General features: G+C 61.1%; 12 protein-coding genes and 7 pseudogenes. 9 read left to right on the top strand and 10 right to left on the bottom strand.

Going from position 1 to position 18987, the window contains the following annotated elements:
- Window positions 1-29 precede the first annotated feature (29 nt).
- Window positions 30-1645: pseudogene (locus tag ACVMDN_RS03650) on the top strand (thiamine pyrophosphate-binding protein).
- A gap of 324 nt (window positions 1646-1969) precedes the next feature.
- On the opposite strand, the pseudogene ACVMDN_RS03645 reads toward ACVMDN_RS03650, so the two are convergent.
- Window positions 1970-2099, bottom strand: a pseudogene (locus ACVMDN_RS03645) (IS3 family transposase); the annotation flags it as partial.
- Between the two features lie 45 nt (window positions 2100-2144).
- Between ACVMDN_RS03645 and ACVMDN_RS03640 the strand changes: the two are divergent.
- A pseudogene (locus ACVMDN_RS03640) lies at window positions 2145-2524 on the top strand (helix-turn-helix domain-containing protein); the annotation flags it as partial.
- A gap of 144 nt (window positions 2525-2668) precedes the next feature.
- On the opposite strand, the gene ACVMDN_RS03635 reads toward ACVMDN_RS03640, so the two are convergent.
- Genes ACVMDN_RS03635 through tnpA form a run of 4 tightly spaced genes read right to left on the bottom strand, consistent with a single transcriptional unit; the run spans window position 2669 to window position 5713 of the window.
- Window positions 2669-3259 carry a UPF0149 family protein gene (locus ACVMDN_RS03635; protein ID WP_456835649.1) on the bottom strand — a complete coding sequence of 197 codons (591 nt, stop codon included), beginning with the start codon at window positions 3257-3259 and terminating at the stop codon, window positions 2669-2671.
- A 29-nt stretch (window positions 3260-3288) separates the two neighbouring features.
- Window positions 3289-4851, bottom strand: coding sequence for an IS66 family transposase (tnpC, locus tag ACVMDN_RS03630; RefSeq protein ID WP_456835908.1), 1563 nt, complete (start codon window positions 4849-4851; stop codon window positions 3289-3291).
- 50 nt (window positions 4852-4901) lie between these two features.
- Window positions 4902-5255 carry an IS66 family insertion sequence element accessory protein TnpB gene (tnpB, locus tag ACVMDN_RS03625; protein ID WP_456835650.1) on the bottom strand — a complete coding sequence of 118 codons (354 nt, stop codon included), beginning with the start codon at window positions 5253-5255 and terminating at the stop codon, window positions 4902-4904.
- On the bottom strand, window positions 5252-5713 hold the full coding sequence (gene tnpA / locus ACVMDN_RS03620) for an IS66-like element accessory protein TnpA (protein ID WP_141343522.1): 462 nt from the start codon (window positions 5711-5713) through the stop codon (window positions 5252-5254). Before tnpA ends, tnpB begins: the two co-directional genes overlap by 4 nt.
- Before the next feature lie 504 nt (window positions 5714-6217).
- On the opposite strand from tnpA, the pseudogene ACVMDN_RS03615 reads away from it, so the two are divergent.
- Window positions 6218-6400 (top strand): annotated as a pseudogene (locus ACVMDN_RS03615) (porin); the annotation flags it as partial.
- A 134-nt stretch (window positions 6401-6534) separates the two neighbouring features.
- Here the strand turns inward: ACVMDN_RS03615 and ACVMDN_RS03610 are convergent.
- From ACVMDN_RS03610 to ACVMDN_RS03600, 3 genes and pseudogenes are all read right to left on the bottom strand, one after another.
- Window positions 6535-6834, bottom strand: coding sequence for a hypothetical protein (locus tag ACVMDN_RS03610; protein WP_456835651.1), 300 nt, complete (start codon window positions 6832-6834; stop codon window positions 6535-6537).
- 230 nt (window positions 6835-7064) lie between these two features.
- Window positions 7065-8711 carry an ISNCY family transposase gene (locus tag ACVMDN_RS03605; protein ID WP_456835652.1) on the bottom strand — a complete coding sequence of 549 codons (1647 nt, stop codon included), beginning with the start codon at window positions 8709-8711 and terminating at the stop codon, window positions 7065-7067.
- Window positions 8712-8850: 139 nt separating this feature from the next.
- Window positions 8851-9789, bottom strand: a pseudogene (locus tag ACVMDN_RS03600) (IS630 family transposase).
- A gap of 361 nt (window positions 9790-10150) precedes the next feature.
- Between ACVMDN_RS03600 and istA the strand changes: the two are divergent.
- Together istA and istB are read left to right on the top strand one after the other, a co-directional pair.
- Window positions 10151-11697 (top strand): annotated as a pseudogene (gene istA / locus ACVMDN_RS03595) (IS21 family transposase).
- Window positions 11698-11714: 17 nt separating this feature from the next.
- A pseudogene (gene istB / locus ACVMDN_RS03590) lies at window positions 11715-12490 on the top strand (IS21-like element helper ATPase IstB).
- A 308-nt stretch (window positions 12491-12798) separates the two neighbouring features.
- On the opposite strand, the gene ACVMDN_RS03585 reads toward istB, so the two are convergent.
- On the bottom strand, window positions 12799-13761 hold the full coding sequence (locus ACVMDN_RS03585; protein WP_456835653.1) for a GlxA family transcriptional regulator: 963 nt from the start codon (window positions 13759-13761) through the stop codon (window positions 12799-12801).
- A gap of 85 nt (window positions 13762-13846) precedes the next feature.
- Here ACVMDN_RS03585 and ACVMDN_RS03580 point away from each other — a divergent pair, with 85 nt between their 5' ends.
- The 4 genes from ACVMDN_RS03580 to ACVMDN_RS03565 are packed head-to-tail and all read left to right on the top strand — an operon-like array spanning window position 13847 to window position 18749.
- The gene (locus ACVMDN_RS03580; protein ID WP_456835654.1) at window positions 13847-15097 is read left to right on the top strand and encodes a sarcosine oxidase subunit beta family protein; all 1251 of its coding nucleotides are present in this window, start codon (window positions 13847-13849) and stop codon (window positions 15095-15097) included.
- A 7-nt stretch (window positions 15098-15104) separates the two neighbouring features.
- Window positions 15105-15368 (top strand): sarcosine oxidase subunit delta, encoded by a 264-nt coding sequence (locus tag ACVMDN_RS03575; protein WP_456835655.1) that lies wholly within the window; start codon window positions 15105-15107, stop codon window positions 15366-15368.
- Window positions 15365-18358 carry a sarcosine oxidase subunit alpha family protein gene (locus ACVMDN_RS03570; protein WP_456835656.1) on the top strand — a complete coding sequence of 998 codons (2994 nt, stop codon included), beginning with the start codon at window positions 15365-15367 and terminating at the stop codon, window positions 18356-18358. The genes ACVMDN_RS03575 and ACVMDN_RS03570 overlap by 4 nt, the downstream gene beginning before the upstream one ends.
- The gene (locus ACVMDN_RS03565) at window positions 18351-18749 is read left to right on the top strand and encodes a hypothetical protein (RefSeq protein WP_456843604.1); all 399 of its coding nucleotides are present in this window, start codon (window positions 18351-18353) and stop codon (window positions 18747-18749) included. Before ACVMDN_RS03570 ends, ACVMDN_RS03565 begins: the two co-directional genes overlap by 8 nt.
- On the opposite strand, the gene ACVMDN_RS03560 is transcribed toward ACVMDN_RS03565, so the two are convergent.
- A complete protein-coding gene (locus tag ACVMDN_RS03560) occupies window positions 18715-18960 on the bottom strand; it encodes a hypothetical protein (protein WP_456843603.1) in 246 nt (81 codons plus the stop codon). The two genes, ACVMDN_RS03565 and ACVMDN_RS03560, sit on opposite strands and share 35 nt — an antisense overlap.
- Window positions 18961-18987 lie beyond the last annotated feature (27 nt).

Genomic DNA, 18987 nt, shown 5'->3' with positions numbered 1-18987 from the left:
ATTTCATATCGTGGCTTGGCACGTGGCATATGAAATCAGACTTCCACGACCTCAAAGAAGAGTGTCGGACGGGTGCCAGGGTGCTAGTCGACACGCTACGCCTCCACGGGGCCAACGCGGCTTTCTGTGTCCCCGGGGAGAGCTACCTATCTGTGCTTGACGCGCTCTACAATGTTCGCGACGAGTTCAAGCTGATCGTCTGCCGCCACGAAGGCGGCGCGGCGTTCATGGCTGAAGCGCACGGTAAGGCGACCGGTAGACCCGGTATCGCGTTCGTCTCACGCGGGCCTGGAGCGACTAACGCAGGCATCGGCTTGCACACCGCATTCCAAGATTCGACTCCGATGATTTTATTTATCGGCCAAGTCGGACGCGGCACCAGTGAGCGCGAGGCGTTCCAAGAGATCGACTATCGGCGTATGTTTGGCCCCATGGCCAAGTAGTTGTGCTTGCGATCCCTGAGGACATGTTGACGGATACCGTTTCGGTCGACGATGGGCGACGTTACCAGGTGCCGCAGCCTCACAGCCACGCGGAGGATATGCAACGTATTTTGGTATTGCTCGGGCAAGCCCGGAGGCCGTTGATGGTTTTGGGCGGCAGCGGATGGACTGCACAGGCTTGCGCAGATATCGAGCAGTTCGCCGCGGCTTTTGACCTCCCGGTGGCTTGTTCGTTCCGCCGCCAAGATCTGTTCGATAACTGCTCCGCAAATTACGTCGGCGACGTGTGCGGGGCGCCTGCGCTAGACCGACGAATTCGAGAAGCGGACCTGTTGCTACTCGTTGGAGCACGGATGGGAGAGATTCCGTCCAAAGGCTACACACTACTGGAGATCCCGCGGCCCAAGCAGGCCATCGTACATGTGCACCCGGGTGCTGAGGAACTAGGAAAGCTGTATCAGGCGGAAGTATTGGTGCATGCGGGCATGCCGGCATTTGCAGCACAGGCAGCACAGCTTGCGCCCGCCCTTGTGCCACCTTGGCGTGAGTGGACCTCCGACGCACATCGGGAATACTTGGAGTCACTGAGTTTGCCCGCGCAACCCGGCAGCGTTGATATGGGGCAGGTCGCGATCGTTATGCGCCGCGTGCTCACGCGCGAGACCATTATCGCGCATGGTGCAGGCAACTTCACCGTCTGGGCGTTGCGGCATTATCAATACAGCCGCTTGGGCACCATGATCGCTCCTACGGCGGGGTCCATGGGCTACGGTCTCCCTGGTGCAGTAGCGGCAAAAATGGCGCATCCGGATCGACCGGTAGTTTGCCTGACGGGCGACGGTGACTTCCTCATGACCGGCCAAGAACTAGCGACCGCGGTGCGGTATAAGCTGCCAATCGTGATAATTATCGTCAACAACAGCATGTACGGCACGATTCGCTTGTTCCAGGAACACGAATACCCAGCTCGTGTGCATGGCACCGAACTGTTCAATCCTGATTTTGCTGCTTATGCACGATCGTTCGGCGCAGACGGTGTAGTGGTCGACCGTACAGAGCAGTTCGAGCCGGCTCTCACCGCTGCGCTCGATGCTGATCGGCCTGCCGTCATTGAAATCCGGATTGATCAAGAAGCGTTGACCCCGGAGAAGACGCTGTCGCAGATCCGTGCAGCGGCGCAGGAGCGCATTCAGCGAGGTTGAATCGCGCTCTTAAATACTCAGCCGCAAGAGCGGCGATGAGATCAAGCACAGGACATGGTTGGGTGCAGTGCATGCATCGCCAAGCCCCTAAGCCGCTGCTCCAGCTCGGCGTCACATCGGTTTCGAGACCGGCCATGTCAGACTCTTTGGTGTGCCCGACGGCGCGCATTGATCTTCCCCCGAAAAAAATGGACAGGGTTAAGCTGCTTTTAGCTCCATCTTGTTCGGGGCTGATAAAGACGACGGCGGAGTGACGAAGGCCTCGATATAGGCAAAGATATCCCGTGTGGCTTTTGCCCATTTTGCATAGTGCCCTATGGTGGACGAGCTCCGCCTTGAGCGCGTGAAAGAAGCTCTCCGTCGGAGCATTGTCATAGCAGTTGCCCTTTCGGCTCATCGACGCCCTGAGGCCAGCGGATTGCATCAGCGTGCGGTAATCCGCCGAGGCATATTGGACGGATTCAATCGATCGTCGCAACTTCAGACTTTGGAGGTTGCGATGGGCATTCGAAAGCGACGATCACTGCGATCTGGACGCCCGCCGTTACCGTCCCGGGACGGCCGCCAGTTGCGGGAGATCTGAACTTCAACGGTTCTGGTTAGGGATTGCGCAGGGAATGACCAGCGACGACGCTGCGCTCATAGCTGGTATATCGCAGCGTGTGGGAACCAGATTGTTCCGAAAGCCAGGCGGAATGCCACCAGCGACGTTCAGATCTTCAGCCAAGGCGCCGTCCGGGCCGGTATCTTTCTTTTGCGGAACGCGACGAGATTGCACTTCTTCGCGTTCAGGGCCTTTCGAGGCGTGAGATCGGGCGTCGTCTTGATCGATTTGCCTCGACCATTTCCCGTGAGTTACGACGGCGACGCCGCTGTCGGCTCCAGCCGGGCCCCTCGCTGCTGCACCCAACGCCGCAGCACGGAATTCCGCGGGCCAAGCTCCTTGGCCGCAGATCCGATCGAGCGCCCGCTCGACGCTACGAGATCAATCGTAACCGGTATGAGCTCCCACGTCCGCGATGATTAGCGGTCGCGTGCGTAGCGGATGGGCATCCAGTGCTGGCGCAGCGCCTCGACGACGGTTGGGATATCGAGGTAGGCGTTACGGAGGAAATCCTCGGTTTTGCGACCGTTTCGTGGCGGTCCGAGCAGCGGACGGGCCTGATCGTCGCGACAATGCAGCAGGATCGGCAGCAGCAGGCCGTGATTGACGTTGTTGACGTCGAGCAACGGCGCCCACGCCGACAGTCTGAGCCGCATCGCGGCATAGAAACCCTGGCACCAGGGATGCGCATCGATGTTGCCGCTTGGGTCGCGCCGGTGCATCGGCTCGAACCGATCGGGGGCAGTCGAGAGGGTGTTGCTGATGTCGTTGTGGCGCAGCGCGACGGCGGAGATCGCGGCGAACTCCGGCGTGCCGCCATGGTTGAAAGCGTCGGCATCGATCGCGAGCAGCGGGCAGATCCAATCGAGCGGGCTCATTGACACCGGTCCGGCCACGATCGCGGCGGTATAGCCGTCGAGCATGGGAATGCTGGTGGCGGTAGGATGGCGATCGACGCGATCCTGGAGCCATCGCTCGAGCTCCGCAAGCGACATCGCGGCTGACGCCATCGACGATCCTGCCTTATGGCGACGTGGGCTCATGCCGCTGCCTGCGGTGTGTGCCGGCGCGCCGCCTTCCAGTTCCAGGCGAGCAGCTCGTGCAGCTGATGGCTCTTGGTTCGCCCGGACACGATGCGCTCCAGCACATCGGTCAGGTAGGCCTGCGGGTCGAGCTCATGGAGTTTTGCCGTGTTCACGAGCGACGCCAGGATCGCCCAGCTCTCGGCGCCGCCTTCGCTGCCGCTGAACAATGAGTTGCGTCTTCCCATCACAATCGGGCGCATGGAACGCTCGACTGTGTTGCTGTCAACTTCGACACGGTCGTCGCGGAGAAACAGCGTCAACCCGTCCCAGTGATTGAGTGCGTAGTTGATGGCCTCCGCCAGCTTCGATTGGGAGAAGAGCTGGCCGACCATTGCGGTCAGGCGCGTCCTGAGCGCCTCCATCAATGGAGCGGACCTCGTGCCGCGGGTGGCCAGCCGCTGCTCGGCACTGCTGCCACGGATCTCTGCTTCGATGGCATAGATCGCCTGCAGGCGCTCGATCACTTCGCGCGCGAACGGCGACTGGGTCGTCTTATACACCTCGACGAATTTGCGGCGGGCGTGGGCGAGACAAAAGGCGAGTTGGATCGCGCCGCCATGATCGCGGGCGAGCGCTTTGTAGGCGGCATAACCGTCGACCTGCAGAATGCCGGAAAAGCCCATCAACTGTCTGGCGATCTCCGCCGTGCCGCGGCCGTCGGCGAACACGTAGGCCACCGCCGGCGGCGAGGGACCGCCCCATGGCCGATCATCCATGGCATGCGCCCAGAACTGGCAGATGCGCGGGCGATGTCGTCCGGGATCGAGCACCGGCATCGGCGTCTCGTCGCAGAACAGGCGCGGCGCGGTCTGGATCGTGCGCAGCTGAAGCGCATAGAGGCTCCTGAGCCACCAGGCCGCACGCTTCACCCAGCCGGCAAGCGTCGCCCGGTCGAGATGGACACCGTGGCCGGCCAGAGTTAGCACCTGTCGGTACAGCGGCAGATACCAGGCGAACTTCGAGACTACCACGTGGCTCACGAGTGCGGTCGAAGCCATGCCGCTCTCGATCAGGCGCGGCAGCACCTTCGCCTGGATCACACCATCGGTGCAGCGGCGGCAGCCGTACTTGGGACGGACCGTCCGCAGCACCCGCAGGATCGCCGGGATGATGTCCAGCACCTCGCTGACGTCCTCACCGATCTTGTGAAGCTGGCCCTGGCAACACGGGCATGCGGTCGCCTCCGGCTCCAGCACATGCTCGCAGCGCGGCAGGTGCTTTGGAAGCGCGCCGATGTTGCGGCGCGCCTTCTTCCGCAGTGGCTTGCCGGGCGGCTTTGCCGCAGCTGCATCGTCGTTGGCAGCTGCAGGCGGCGTGACGTCGGTCTCAAGATCGCCAAGCTCAAGCGCGAGCTGCTCGGCCACGAGCGCGGCAAGCCGCTCCGAGCGCTTCCCGAAGATCATGTCCTTGAACGTTTGCATTGCTACGCGCAGCGTCTCGTTCTCAGCGTCAAGCGCGAGCACCATCTCGGTCAGAGCTGCCGGATCGGTCGGGAGAGTGTCGGGGCGAATCGCCATGACCAGACGATACATCCGTGCGACCCATGCTCCAGTGAAATCCTCACTTCTCAGCCGACAATGGCTGGCTGCTTCACAGGCTTGGGCGACACACGCGTCCACTCGAGCCCGTCGAGTAGCATCGCAAGCTGCGTCGCACTGACATGCACAACGCCGTCGCGGATCGGCGGCCAGGTGAAACGCCCCTGGTGCAACCACTTCGTTACCAACACCATGCCGCTGCCGTCCCACGCCAGAAGCTTCACTCTGTCCATGCGCTTGCTGCGGAACACGAAGACGTCGCCGCAATATGGGTTCGCGCGCAGTGCTTCGCTCACCAGCGCCGACAGCGTATGCACCGACTTACGAAAGTCGACCGGCTGGGCCGCCAGCACCACCTTGAGGTCTGACCGTAGAGCAATCACCGGATCCCTCGAAGCGCCGATAGCACCACCGAAAGCGTCGCCAGTTCCACCCCCGGCTCGACCCGGATGCGCGCCCCGTTCACCTCGATCTCGACCACTCCACAGACCTTGGCCGGCGGCGTGGCAATCTCCACGGGCTTCGTCTGTACCGGCGAAATACACTCGGACTTGCCAACCCTCCCGCCATCGCTCTCGGCGCCAATTTGGATAGGCACGAAGTTCTGGGCTTTGCCGGCCAGCGCCGCCGCTACCTGGCGTCGCCACACCGTGAGCAGTCCGCGAGAAACGCCATTACGCCGCGCCACCTCGGAGATGTTCGCCCCCTCCTCAAAGCTCTCTGCCGCGATCCGGGCCTTCTCCTCGCTCGTCCACCGTCGCCGCCGCCGCTCCCCAGTGATCACCTCAACGCGGCGATAAGAGTCACCTTCCTGCCTGGCATCAAGCATGGCATTTGCCATCGCGCCACCTCCACCGATCAGCTCTTGCCAGCCTGTATCGCAGACAAGCTTCGTCACTGCGAGGTGAGGCCCTCATGCCGGTTACGATCAATCGCTTGCCGCTTGTAGTCGTCCGTAAACGACTGACGTTGACGTCCTTCGATCCGACACCTCCTGGCTCTTCGAGCCTACTGTCTATCAATTCGTGAGGAGGTTCAGTCGGCCGAACGGACTTTGCGCACTTAGAAGGAACGGTTGAATTCGTTGACCATGTGGCGCGCATCGTACCGACGTGAGGCAGTCGGAGTACACCTCTCGAGCGCAAGCGCAGATTTGTCCGTTCCGTTCAAACTTCGTGCGCCGATTATGACAACAATCTGTCAACGTAATCTTGCGAATGGCGGAATAGTCGGCGGCGCGAAGTCAACTTAGCGGTCGTCCGAGGAGGCCATCCAATCGTGAATGATTGAGGGCGAACGTTAGACAGCGATCACTTTTGGGGTGAGATAATTGGAGGAGATTAATATGGACGTAGCGAAGAGCCTTTTGCTCGGTTCGGCCGCTGGTCTGATCGCCTTGGGCGGAGCACGGGCCGCCGATCTTCCCGTGAAGGCAAAGCCAATTGAGTACGTCAGGATATGTTCGCTATACGGGCCTGGGTTTTACTATGTTCCAGGCACTGACACCTGCATCAAGTTGGGTGGTTACGAGCTACTCATGAAGGCAGTTAGGAAGCATGTGCAAGACAGATGGGCGCTACTCTACATTGAACGCCGGCTAACAGCTCCAATGCAAGTCGAGGACGGAACGGGGTGCCTGACTGCGTAATCTGTACTTGCACTTTACGCTCGACGGTCTTCGAACATTCCTTCTACGACCATGCCCAGAAAACGTGGGTTCCGCCAACCCTTTATGGCATGCAGGTAGTGCCGGAAAAACGGTCTTCCGGACGGCGGTCTCGGCCTTATTGTCCGACCGTATTGCATCTGACGCACGTATTTTTTGTGCGCGTCGAACTCATCCTGCGCGATGTTGCGGTTGCGGCCGACAACGAGAAGATAGGCGGGAGTGTGTTCGTTCCATGGATAGCGAGCGATGGTCAGACCGTTGCGGAGGTCTTCGATAGTCCAGACGTGTTTCATGAGACTTTCCCGAGCTAAAGCGGTTCGCCGGGACGGCTTAGCGGCTCAACCTTCACATCAAAGGGCTACACGTCCGGTGCAGCCGTGAGAGCCGACCGCAAATGGATTAACGCGACAGATGCTTGTTGACGACCTTGATCGCGTCGTGGATCGGCTGCGAAAGCGGCGCAGTTGCCGCAAGCAGCGTCATGTACGATGCGAGCAACGCAGACGATTTGAGAAGTTCGTCGTTACTTCGTCGCCCGTTCGCGGACATCGCCGCATTCATCGAACTCTTTATTCGCGGGGGGCATAATGGCGATCTGGTTTGAGAAGAAATTCAAGCCACTATGTCGAGAGGTATATCTGGTGGGTTTTGCTGATGACTTCCTGGGGTGCTTCCAGTTCCGAAGTGATGCGCAGAACTTCCACCGCCAGTGTCCGTAGCGGGTGAAGATGTCGTGTTTTTGTAGCTCGTGATCTGTCGCCTTCGTTTTGGAGTTTTGGACGCACCCGGAAGGCGTGGACGGGTCCGCCGCGTTGTCATGCCATGGATAGGGTCGTCTGGTCAGCCCTGTGGGTCGGTTTCTTTGTTCGATTTGAAGCCCGTTTCTCCGTCCCGACCCGCACGATCTTGACGGCGGCGCGCGCGCAGGAGCGGTCAAGGACGCGCGCTTGCGCGCCCGCCAGGGCTTGTCCTTGACGGCTCCGAGCGCGCCGCCAGGCTGAAGCGCGTCGGGGCTGATCTGCTGTTCGTCAGGCGCAAACCTCGCCAATCGATGCGGTCCGAGGAACACGCTGACGGTGCCATCGGGATACTCATGGAGGCGCACCACAGCCTTGACGAAGTGAGGCCTTAGCCGGCTCTCCGGCAACTGCAGCCGCCGACCGTTCCATGCAACGGTATTGTCGTTGGCGACGGTTCGCTCCTCGATCACGCACAGCGCCTCGCGCCAGGCCTCATGCCGGTCGGCCACGAATGCCGTGCCTTCCTGTTCGGGCTTGATCGCAAACGCGGCGTTGTGCCCGGGGATGTAATGCGCCTTCAGCCACGCGTTGGCAGCCTCAACCGTCGTGATCCCGGCAAGCCGCAGCTCCTTCGGCAGCCGGTTCTGCAAGGTGCCGAACACCCGCTCGGAGCGCCCGCGCGCCTGCGGCGAATAGGCTGCGATATGCTCGATCCCAAGATGCGACAAAGCCCGTCCCACCTGGGTTTGTTGCGTCTTCGAGACCTTCTCGCCAGCTTTTGGGGTCAGGAAATAATGGCTGCCGCGGTCGGTGTAGAGCGCGCAGAACAGGCCATGCTCGCCAATCACTTCGCGCAAGGCCTGGAAGGTCGAGGCCGTTCCTTCTTCCTCGACCAGCACCATCGAGTAGACCTCGCTGGTCGCATCGTCCATCGTGACGATCAGGTCCCTCGCGGGCAGGCCTTCGATCCAAACGTGGCGCGATCCGTCCTGGTGCAGCAGCATGCCCCGAAGCGGCCGCCGCGGCCGCTTCTTGCGATGCGCCGAACGCTTCGGTGCCTTCCGCACCAAGCCCGCCGTGTGCAGCGCCAGCTTCGTCACCGTATAGCCCAGCACATAGTCGTGCCGCTTTTGCAACTGCTCGTGGAAGTGCTTCACCGTGAAGTCCGCGTACTTGTCGCGGAACAGTCCCAGCATCCGTTCCAGTTCTTCCTCTGGAGCCCGCCGTGGCGAGCGCCGTCCCATGCGTCGGTCGACCAGCCCGTCATCGCCCTCCGCCTCATAACGCTCCGCCCACCGTTGGAAGGTCCGAACACTGATCCCGAGAACCTCCGCAGCAGCCTCCTGCGTCAGTTCCCTCGCCTCCGTCCGATCCAGCAAATCCGAGAACCGCATCCGTCGTACACCCTCGTGAATGGATGCCGTGCCCATCGTGCCCCCTTTGTTCCGGGGCACCAAAAACACGACACTTCACGAGCTACAAACAGGCGACAGATCACGAGCTACCGACAGAACTTCCACCGCCAGTTGCGGGAGCGGTTCGCGCAGTTCAATCTAGAGCACGCTGTTTTTATACGGAAACATAGCCTGAGTTTTTGAGATAGTTGGCGCACTCTTGTGCAGAAAAGAGGTCGAGGAGTTCGCCGACCTTGCGCCAGGTTGCCTCGACATCGCGCGGTTCTGCGGCTCGCATCAGATGTTTGAGCTTGGCGAAGACCTGTTCGATCGGATTGAGATCGGGACTGTAGGGCGGCAGGAAGAGCAGGTGCGCTCCGGTGGCGCGGATCGCATTGCGAGCGGACTTGCCGTTGTGACTGCCAAGATTGTCGAGGATGACGACCTCACCTTTTGCCAGAGTTGGGGCCAACACCTTCTCGACATAGAGGGTGAAGAGCCATTGATGGGGCCGTCGATGACCCAAGGTGTGCTGATCTGGTCGTGCCGCAGCGCTGCGATGAAAGTCATGGTCTTCCAGTGACCGAAAGGCGCGGATGCTTGGAGCCGCTGTCCACTCGGTCCCCAACCGCGCAGTGGCGCCATATTGGTCTTGATCCAGGTCTCGTCGATAAAGATCAGGCGTGAAGCGTCAATCTTGCCTTGATGGGCCTTCCAGCGTGTCCGCTTACGGGCGATGTCGGGGCGATCTTGTTCGACTGGCAGGATCGTTTTTTTTGAAGCTCAGCCCTTCGGCATGCACAAACGTCCACACCGCCCGCACATCGGTCTTGATCCCGCGCGCCGCCAGTTCCTGTGTCAGCTTCCGCAAAGTGAATGGTCCCGAGAGAACGCGCTTACGCAGCCAATCAGCATTGGCACCGGACAGAACCAGCTTCTTGTGACCGCCGATCTTGCCGGGCGAAACGCACCCAGTCTCCCGTCTCAGATTCTTCCACTTCGTTACACAGGACGGGCCGATCTGAAGCGCCTCTGCAATCGAACGAACTGTCTCTCCTGCATCAGCTCGCGCCAGAGCCCGTTCACGAAGGTCTTCTGAATAGGGTCGCGTCATCCATGCTGGCCCCCGTTCTCCAGCACGGAGTTTGAATCAGAAATCGCTCCCGCTGGGAATCCCGATTCTGCGAAAAAACAACATGCTCTAGAGCTGGCGAGGACAAGAATCGGCTGCTGCTCTTTGGGCGCTTTGCTGCGACCATGCGGGCCAAGCACGGACAGAGGCCGGAGAATTTGAATTTCTCGGCTCCAAGTGCGTGTTTCGGCAATTTCCGGACAGCAATTTCGGTAATTCGCGGACAGCGATTTCAGTAATTCCGGGACAGGGATTCCGCTAAATCGCGGACAGTTGCGGGAGGTTGGTTTTCGGGAGCGCCGTTCAGGCAATGTTCTCTCTCAAGCTGAGTTTGAGAGGGGCAATGCCGAGACGGAAGCAAGCGAAACGAACCACTGTGAAGGACCTACGATCGATCCTGAGGCTGACGTACGAGCAGGACCTGTCGGTTCGGGAGATCTCGGAACGGCTGCAGATCAGCAAGAGTTCGGTTGCCACCTACCTGCTGCGAGCGCGTGAAGCGGGTTTGAGCTGGCCGCTGCCGCCGATTTACGAGAGCGAGGCGGCCTTGCAGCGAGCCTTGTTCCGGCGGGTCGGGCGCCCCCCGCAGGACTTGAGCGAGCCTGAGTGGCCACGGGTGGCGCAGGAGCTCAAGCGCAAGGGCGTGACGCTGACGCTGCTGTGGCAGGAATACCGGACGGCGCATCCCGACGGCTATGGTTACACGTGGTTCTGCAGTTTGACGCCTATCGGCGCCGGGCGAACCCGACCTTCCGTCATCGCCACGCGGCGGGTGCAGTGATGCAGACCGACTATGCCGGTCCGACGGTGGAGGTGATCGATCCGCAAACCGGCGAGATCCGTCAGGCGCAGATATTTGTCGCGGTGCTCGGGGCCTCGTCGCTGACCTTCGCTATGGGGAGCTTCGGTCAGCGACTACCAGATTGGATCGAAGGCCAGACCCGAGCCTTGTCGTACTTCGGCGGAGTTCCCAAGGCGATCGTCTGCGACAATCTGAAGGCCGGGGTCGTCAAGGCGTTGTGGTTCGAGCCGACGCTCAACCAAACCTTCGCCGCCATGGCCGAGCACTACGACACGACGATTTTGCCGACCCGCAGCCGCAAGCCGCGCGACAAGGGCAAGGTTGAAGGCGCGGTGCTGATTGTTGAGCGCTGGATTCTGGCACGGCTGCGCCATCGGCGGTTCTTCAACCTGACCGATCTCAATACTGCGATCGGCGGTCTGCTGGAGGAGCTGAACCATCGGCCGATGCGCCATATCGGCAAATCCCGCCGGCAGCTGTTCGAGGAGATCGAGCGCGCTGCGTTGACGCCGCTGCCGGGCGAGCCGTTCGAATACGCCGAGTGGAAAACGGCGAAGGTCCACCCCGATTATCACGTCGAAGTCGACAAGACCTTTTACTCGGTGCCGCACCGGCTGATCGGCCGTCGGGTGAACGTCCGGCTCACCTATCGAGCCGTCGAGATCTTCCAGGATCACACGCGTGTCGCCAGCCATGTGCGCCGCTCTCAGCGCAGCGGCCATGTCACCGTGAACGAGCACATGCCCAAGGCCCATCAGCGTTATGCCAATATGACGCCGGCGAGCTTGATCAAGATGGCAGCGCGGATCGGCGTCAACACCGCCACTCTGGTCGAGCGGATGATGCGTGAGCGCCCGCATCCCGAGCAGGGTTATCGCTCCGCCATGGGGATCATCGCCCTGGCACGGCGCTACGAGCGCGATCGGCTCGAAGCGGCCTGCGAGCGGGCACTCGTCATCAACGCGATCAGCTACTCCTCGGTGAGCGCGATCCTCAAATCCGGGCTCGACCGCGCGAGCCCTGCTGCCGCACCCGTCAAAGCCACCCCCTCGCACGCCAACATCCGTGGTGGGGGCTATTATCAATGAAGGAAAGGAACATCGCGATGCTGACCCACCCGACCCTCGAGCAGATGCAGGCGCTCGGCCTTGCCGGAATGCGGCCGCTTACCGGCAACTAGCCGAACAGGACAATGCCGCCGATCTCAGCCGGGATGAGTGGCTCGGCCTGATGCTCGATCGCGAAGCCGCCATGCGTGCCGACCGGCGCCTGACCAATCGGCTGGCCGCAGCCAAGCTGCGCTTCGTCGACGCCTGTATCGAAGACGTCGACTTCGCTTCCCGCCGCGGCCTTGACCGGCGCAACACCCTGCAGCTGGCGCAAGGCGCCTGGCTGAAAGCCCATGAGAACTTCATCATCACCGGCCTGACCGGGACTGGCAAAACCTGGTTGGCATGTGCCTTCGGACGCCAGGCGGCCAGGCTCGATCATTCCGTCCTTTATTTGCGTATGCCGCGCTTGTTCGAAGACCTCGCCATGGCCCGTCTCGATGGTCGCTTCCCGCGCCTCATCGATAAGCTTGCACGTGTCCAGTTGCTCATCCTCGACGATTGGGGCACCCACACCCTCAATGACCAGCAGCGCCTTGATCTCCTCGAAATCTTCGAAGAGCGCTACAGGCGCAAATCGACCTTGATTACCGCTCAGCTGCCCGTTGCCCAATGGCACGACATGATCGGCGAGCCAACCATCGCAGATGCTATCCTCGACCGGATCATCCACAACTCCCACCGTATCGCCCTCGAAGGCGACAGCATGCGAAGGAAAAAAGCCGCGCGCCCCTTGACCGACGTCGAAAACAGCGAAACGAATATCAACTGACTTCAACAACCAGGCAACCAAAAGCCAGCGCCGCCACGCTGTCCGCGATTTAGCGAAACTGCTGTCCGTCAGTTAGCGAAACCGCTGTCCCGTTTTTGCGAAATACGCACTCCAAGCATGTCTGCGGCGTGGATCGGAGCGGGCGGTTCGCCTTAATCCGTATCCCAGCACCAAGAGCTGCAGAAAGTTCCTCGCTCGTACCCGCGACTGGCTGCTATCGCACTGGAAGAGACGCGAACAGCAACAACACCTAACCGTGATGCTGCGCGGCTTCTACCAGTACATGGCCAGGCTCGCCTGAGCCCGATTTAGTCGATCGATCGTTCCTGCCGCGGAGCCACCCCGTAGAGCCGCCGGTAAACTCGTGAAAAATGCATCTGGGTTGAAAAACCTGTCGCTAGTGCAATCTGGCTGACTGGCAAAGTGGTTTGTCTGAGAAGCAGCCTGGCGTGCTCGAGCCGCAGCTGTATGTAACGCCGCTTGATCGTGCTGCGGAGATGCAGCGAGAACAGACGCTCAAGCTGGCGTAAGGACATGTCTGCTAGTTTCGCGAGCTGCTTTGGTGCAAGCGGCGCTTCGATATTCTGCTCCATGCGCGACAGGGTGGCGACGAGCTTCGGGTGATACACGCCAAAGCGCTCGGTAGGCGAAAGACGTTGGGCGAGATCACCGCGACGAACCTCCGTCTGTAGGAACCAGTCGCTGACGGCGGCGGCAAGCCGCGCCCCGTGATGGATCCGGATCATGGCGTGCATCATGTCGAGCGCCGCAATGCCACCGGCGCAAGTGAAGCGGTCGCGATCGATCTCAAACAATGAGCGGCTGAGATGCAGGAATGGGAACGTCTCGGTGAAGGCCGGGATGTGCTCCCAATGCACGGTGCATCGATATCCCTCGAGCAGCCCGGCCCGCGCGAGGAGATAAGGTCCCGCTGACACGCCGCCCAATTGCACCCCATGTCGGGCCGCCTTTCGCAGGAAGGCAAACGTCGGCGGGTGATCAAAGGCCTGCGGATTGCCGCCCGCACAAACCACGATCAAATCGAGCCGGCCTGCATTGCTGATACTGGCGTCGGCCTGAATGCGGACCCCGTTTGAAGCGGCAATATCGCTGCCGCGAATCGAGATGTGCCGCCAACGGTAGAGGTTCTTGCCGGCCAGGACGTTGGCGGCGCGCAACGGCTCGACCGCTGATGCATAGGACATCAGTGCAAAGCCCGGGATCAGCAAGAAGCCGATCCGGCGCGGCCGGTCTCTGTCGCGGACAGACATCTTTTAGTCGTTTTTTGCCATATGGCGCAATCAATAACAGCGCATGATTCCTCTTACAAGTTCGCTCCGAAACGGCTTAGCTCGCATGCGCTATTCGTTCCTAAACGTCGCCTGGCAAGGGCTCTACGGACATCGCCATTGGCAGCCCGTGTGGCGCGACGCGTCTCCCCGCGCGCACTACAACGTCATCATCGTCGGGGGTGGCGGACACGGCCTCGCCACCGCCTACTACCTCGCCAAAGAGCACGGCATCACAAACGTTGCGGTGGTCGAAAAGGGGTACATCGGCTCGGGCAATGCCGGGCGCAACACGACGATCATCCGCTCAAATTATCTCCTGCCCGGCAATGAGCCCTTCTACGAATGGTCGATGAAGCTGTGGGAAGGGCTCGAGCAAGACCTCAACTACAATGCGATGGTCAGCCAGCGCGGCGTGCTCAACCTCTATCACTCCGACGCCCAGCGCGATGCTTTTGCCCGGCGTGGCAACGCGATGATCCTTGCGGGAGCCGGCGCTGAACTGCTCGATGCCACGGCCGTGCGCCGGATGCTTCCGATGCTCGACTTCGACAATGCCCGCTTTCCAATTAGGGGCGGCCTGTTGCAGCGACGGGGCGGCACCGCCCGGCACGATGCTGTCGTGTGGGGGTATGCCCGTGGCGCTAGCGACCGAGGGATCGACATCATCCAGAATTGCGAGGTCACCGGATTTCTGCGCAAAGCGGGCCGTGTCATAGGGGTCGAGACGACCAGGGGCCCAATCGGCGCCACGAAGGTCGGTCTGGCCGCCGCTGGCAACAGTTCGCGCGTCGCCGCGCTGGCGGATCTGAGACTTCCGATCGAAAGCCATGTACTGCAGGCCTTTGTCTCGGAGGCGATCAAACCGTTCATTCCAGGCGTCGTCACATTCGGCGCGGGTCATTTCTATATCAGTCAGTCCGATAAGGGCGGACTCGTGTTTGGCGGCGACATCGACGGCTACAACTCTTATGCGCAGCGCGGCAACCTGCCGGCCGTCGAGGACGTCTGCGAAGGCGGCATGGCGCTGATGCCCGCAATCGGCCGGTTGCGTATCCTGCGCTCATGGGGGGGATTGGTCGATATGTCGATGGATGGCTCGCCGATCATGGACAAGGCACCGGTCGACGGTCTCTATCTCAACGCTGGCTGGTGCTACGGCGGTTTCAAGGCAACGCCAGCTTCCGGCTGGTGTTTTGCGCATCTGCTCGCGCGGGACGAGCCGCACCCGCTTGCGGCCGCCTACCGGCTCGATCGCTTTCAGACTGGCCATCTCATTGATGAGAAGGGCCAAGGCGCCCAACCGAACCTGCATTGAGAACGACATGCGTATCGAATGTCCCTTCTGTGGCTCGCGCGATGTGAGTGAGTTCGCCTACCATGGCGACGCCAAGCGTCGACAGGGGGCATCAGCGCCGGATACGCCGCAGCAGTTCTATGAGGCGGTCTATCTGCGCGACAATCCGGCAGGCCCTCATGAGGAGCTCTGGTATCACGCTGGCGGATGCCGAAGCTGGCTGAAAGTGGCCCGCGATACCCGCACGCATGAGTTTTTTGGTGCGACGTTTGCCGCTGGAGAGCCTTCATGAGTGGAGCTGCCTCGCACATGAAGCCTAACCGGCTTGCGAAAGGCGGCCGGATCGATCGCACCAAGCTGCTGAGCTTCACCTTCGACGGCAAGTGCTATCATGGATATGCAGGGGATACGCTCGCCTCCGCGTTACTCGGCAATGGCATCAAGCTTGTCGGCCGCTCGTTCAAGTATCATCGGCCGCGCGGCATCCTGACTGCGGGCAGCGAGGAACCAAGCGCGCTCGTCGAACTGCGGAGCGGTGCACGGCGTGAACCAAACACACGCGCCACCGTCGTAGAACTGTTCGACGGTCTTGAAGCGCAAAGCCAGAACCGCTGGCCTTCGCTGAAGTTCGATGTCGGCGCAGTCAATTCTTTGCTCTCGCCATTTTTGGCTGCGGGCTTCTACTACAAGACATTCATGTGGCCCGCCTCTTTCTGGGAGAAGGTCTACGAGCCCGCGATCCGGCGCGCCGCTGGTCTCGGACGCGCGAGCCAGGAAGCCGATCCGGATACTTACGAAAAGCTGTACGCCTTCTGCGACGTTCTCGTCATCGGCGGCGGTGCAGCAGGGCTTGCTGCGGCCTTGAGTGCGGGCCGCTCGGGCGCGCGGGTCATCCTGTGCGATGAAGATTACATCCTTGGTGGCCGTCTCAATGGAGACAACAGGGAAATCGGCGGCGAATGTGGTTCGGCGTGGGCGAGACAAGCGAGCCTTTCCCTCTATTCTCTGTCGAATGTTCGCGTGCTGTGCCGGACGACGGTGTTCGGCGTCTATGACGGCGGAACTTACGGCGCCATCGAGCGGGTCTCCGACCATCTTCCAGTCCCGGCGCCACATCAACCCCGCCAGCGGCTTTGGAAGATCGTCGCCAAACGTTCCGTGCTTGCTACGGGCGCAATCGAGCGGCCCGTCGTGTTCGGCGGCAACGACCGCCCCGGCGTGATGATGGCTTCGGCGGTTCGCACCTATCTGAACCGGTTTGCCGTCCCGGCTGGCCGCCGCGCCGCGATCTTTACAGGCTGCGATGATGCATGGACGACCGCTTTCGATCTGCTCGGGAGCGGAATTCCGGTGGAAGCGATTATCGACATGCGAGCAGAGATCAACCCGCACCTCATCGGGAAGGCGAGCCGGTTGGGCATCCGGGTCTTTGCGGACGCACAGGTTCTAAAGACGCGCGGAAGCCAGGGTCTCACGACCATCTGCGTTCGAACGGGGGATGGGCAAATGAGGGATATTGCGGTCGACTTGCTGGCGATGTCCGGCGGATGGAATGCGAATCTCGCCCTGACCACCCATCTTGGCGGCCGGCCGAGCTGGTCGGACAAGCCGGCGGGATTCGTTCCAAACATGCCTCCTCGCGGCATGACGGTTGCCGGTGCCGCACAGGGATCCTTTGCGCTTGCGGACGCACTTCGCGAGGGCGATAGGGCTGGCGCCGCGGCGGCGGAAGCGGCCGGATTCGCTGTGCAGAATCACCCGGTGCCTAAGGCAGATGATGAAACTATTGTCTCAAAACCTTTCTGGTACGTCGCCGGCAGCCGGTCAAAGGCTTTCGTCGATTTCCAGAATGACGTCACAAGCGATGACGTCGCGCTCGCTGCCCGCGAAGGCTTTCAGTCGGTGGAATTGCTAAAGCGATATACCACCCTTGGCATGGCCACAGATCAGGGCAAGACGTCGAACATCAATGGTCATGCCTTGATGGCGCAACTGACCGGGCGCCATATGTCACAAGTCGGCACGACCGTATTCCGGCCGCCCTATACGCCTGTCGCAATCGGTGCACTCGCCGGCCATCATCGTGGTTCGGAGTTCAAGCCAACGCGACTCACCGCGGGCCATGGCTGGGCCAAAGAACGCGGCGCCACGTTTGTAGAGGCCGGGCAGTGGCTCCGCGCGCAGTGGTTCGCTCAGCCGGGCGAAACCACTTGGCTAACGACGGTGTCGCGCGAGGTCAGAGAGGTTCGAAGCAAGGTCGGGGTCTGCGACGTCTCCACCCTCGGCAAGATCGATGTCCAGGGCAACGATGCTGGTGCATTCCTGGATCGGATCTACATCAACATGTTTTCGACCCTCCCGATCGGCAAGGTTCGCTACGGCCTGATGCTGCGCGAAGACGGCATCGTGATGGACGACGGCACCGCCGCCCGCTTCGCAGCCGACCACTACGTCGTGTCGACGACGACCGCCAATGCCGCCAAGGTCATGCAACACCTTGAGCACGCGCGCCAAGTGCGCTGGTCTGAGCTCGATGTTCAGCTCGTGTCCGTCACCGAGCAATGGTCGCAATACTCGATCGCGGGACCGCGCTCCCGATTGCTTCTGGCCCGGCTGCTCGGTGATGCCGTGGACATCTCCGACGCCGCCCTTCCCTATCTCGGCTGCACCGAATTCGCCTGGCGCGACGTTCCGGCCCGCCTATTCCGCGTCTCCTTTTCCGGCGAACTTGCCTACGAGCTGGCGGTGCCGGCGCAATTCGGCGATGGAGCCATCCGGGCGATCATGGAAGCCGGCAGCAAGCTCGGGGTCGTGCCCTATGGCACCGAAGCCCTAGGGGTGATGCGCATCGAAAAAGGCCATGCCGCCGGCAACGAACTGAACGGCATGACTACGGTGACCGATCTTGGCCTCGGCCGGATGATGTCGCGCAAGAAAGACTTCATCGGCCGCATGCTCGCAATGCGGCCGGGACTTGCCGATCCCAAGCGACCGGCGCTGATCGGCATCAAGCCGGTTGTCAGAACTGCGCGACTGCATGCCGGCGCACATTTCCTGGCCCTCGGCGCGACGCCGAATACGGAGAATGACGAAGGTTACGTCACTTCCGTCGCATTCTCGCCGACGCTGGGCCATTGGATCGGCCTCGGCTTGATCAAGAACGGCCCAACACGGATCGGAGAGAGGGTGCGCGCCTACGATCCGATCCGCAATCGCGATACCGAGGTCGAAATCGTCTCTCCCATCTTTGTCGATCCCGAAGGAAAACGTCTGCATGGCTGATCCTGTTCTTTCTCCTCGCTCCGCCCTCTCGGACATCGGCCAATCACAACCCGGCGGCGTCACCATTTGCGAGCTGCGCGGACTTGGCTTGGCGACGATGCAGACCCGCAAGGGACAGCATGCCTTATTGCGCGACCGTATCCGGCAGCATTTCCTTCTCGAGATACCCACTGGTCCCGCCATCGTGCGCGCCGGCGAGATCGCCTTCGCGGGCATAGGCCCGAATTACTGGCTCGCGATGAGCGAAGGTGCTGGTCCTCTGTTCGGTATGTCACTCAAACAGATTGCCGGGCCGCTCGCATCCGTTTCGGATCAAAGCGGAGGCTATGCGGTCTTTCGCGTCGGCGGATACGCGATCAGGGACGTGCTTGCCAAAGGTTTTTCAGATTGATCTTCATCCCTGTGCGTTCGATGTCGGAGCTGCGGCAACCACGATCGTTAGCCATATCGGCGCCACCATCTGGCGTTGCGAAGATAACGCCGACGGCAGTGCCCGCTTTGAGATCGCCCTGTTCCGCAGCCTCGCCAAAAGCTTTTGTAGTTGGTTTTCGAGCAGTTCCGCCGAGTTTGGCTGCGAATGGCAAATCCAAACTGCTCCACAAAAAGCAGCTCCATAATCTGTAATTGCC

It is taken from the genome of Bradyrhizobium sp. USDA 4510 (assembly GCF_054059095.1).
The sequence above is the reverse complement of the archived record's forward strand: the minus strand, read 5'-3'. Positions and strand labels throughout refer to the sequence as shown.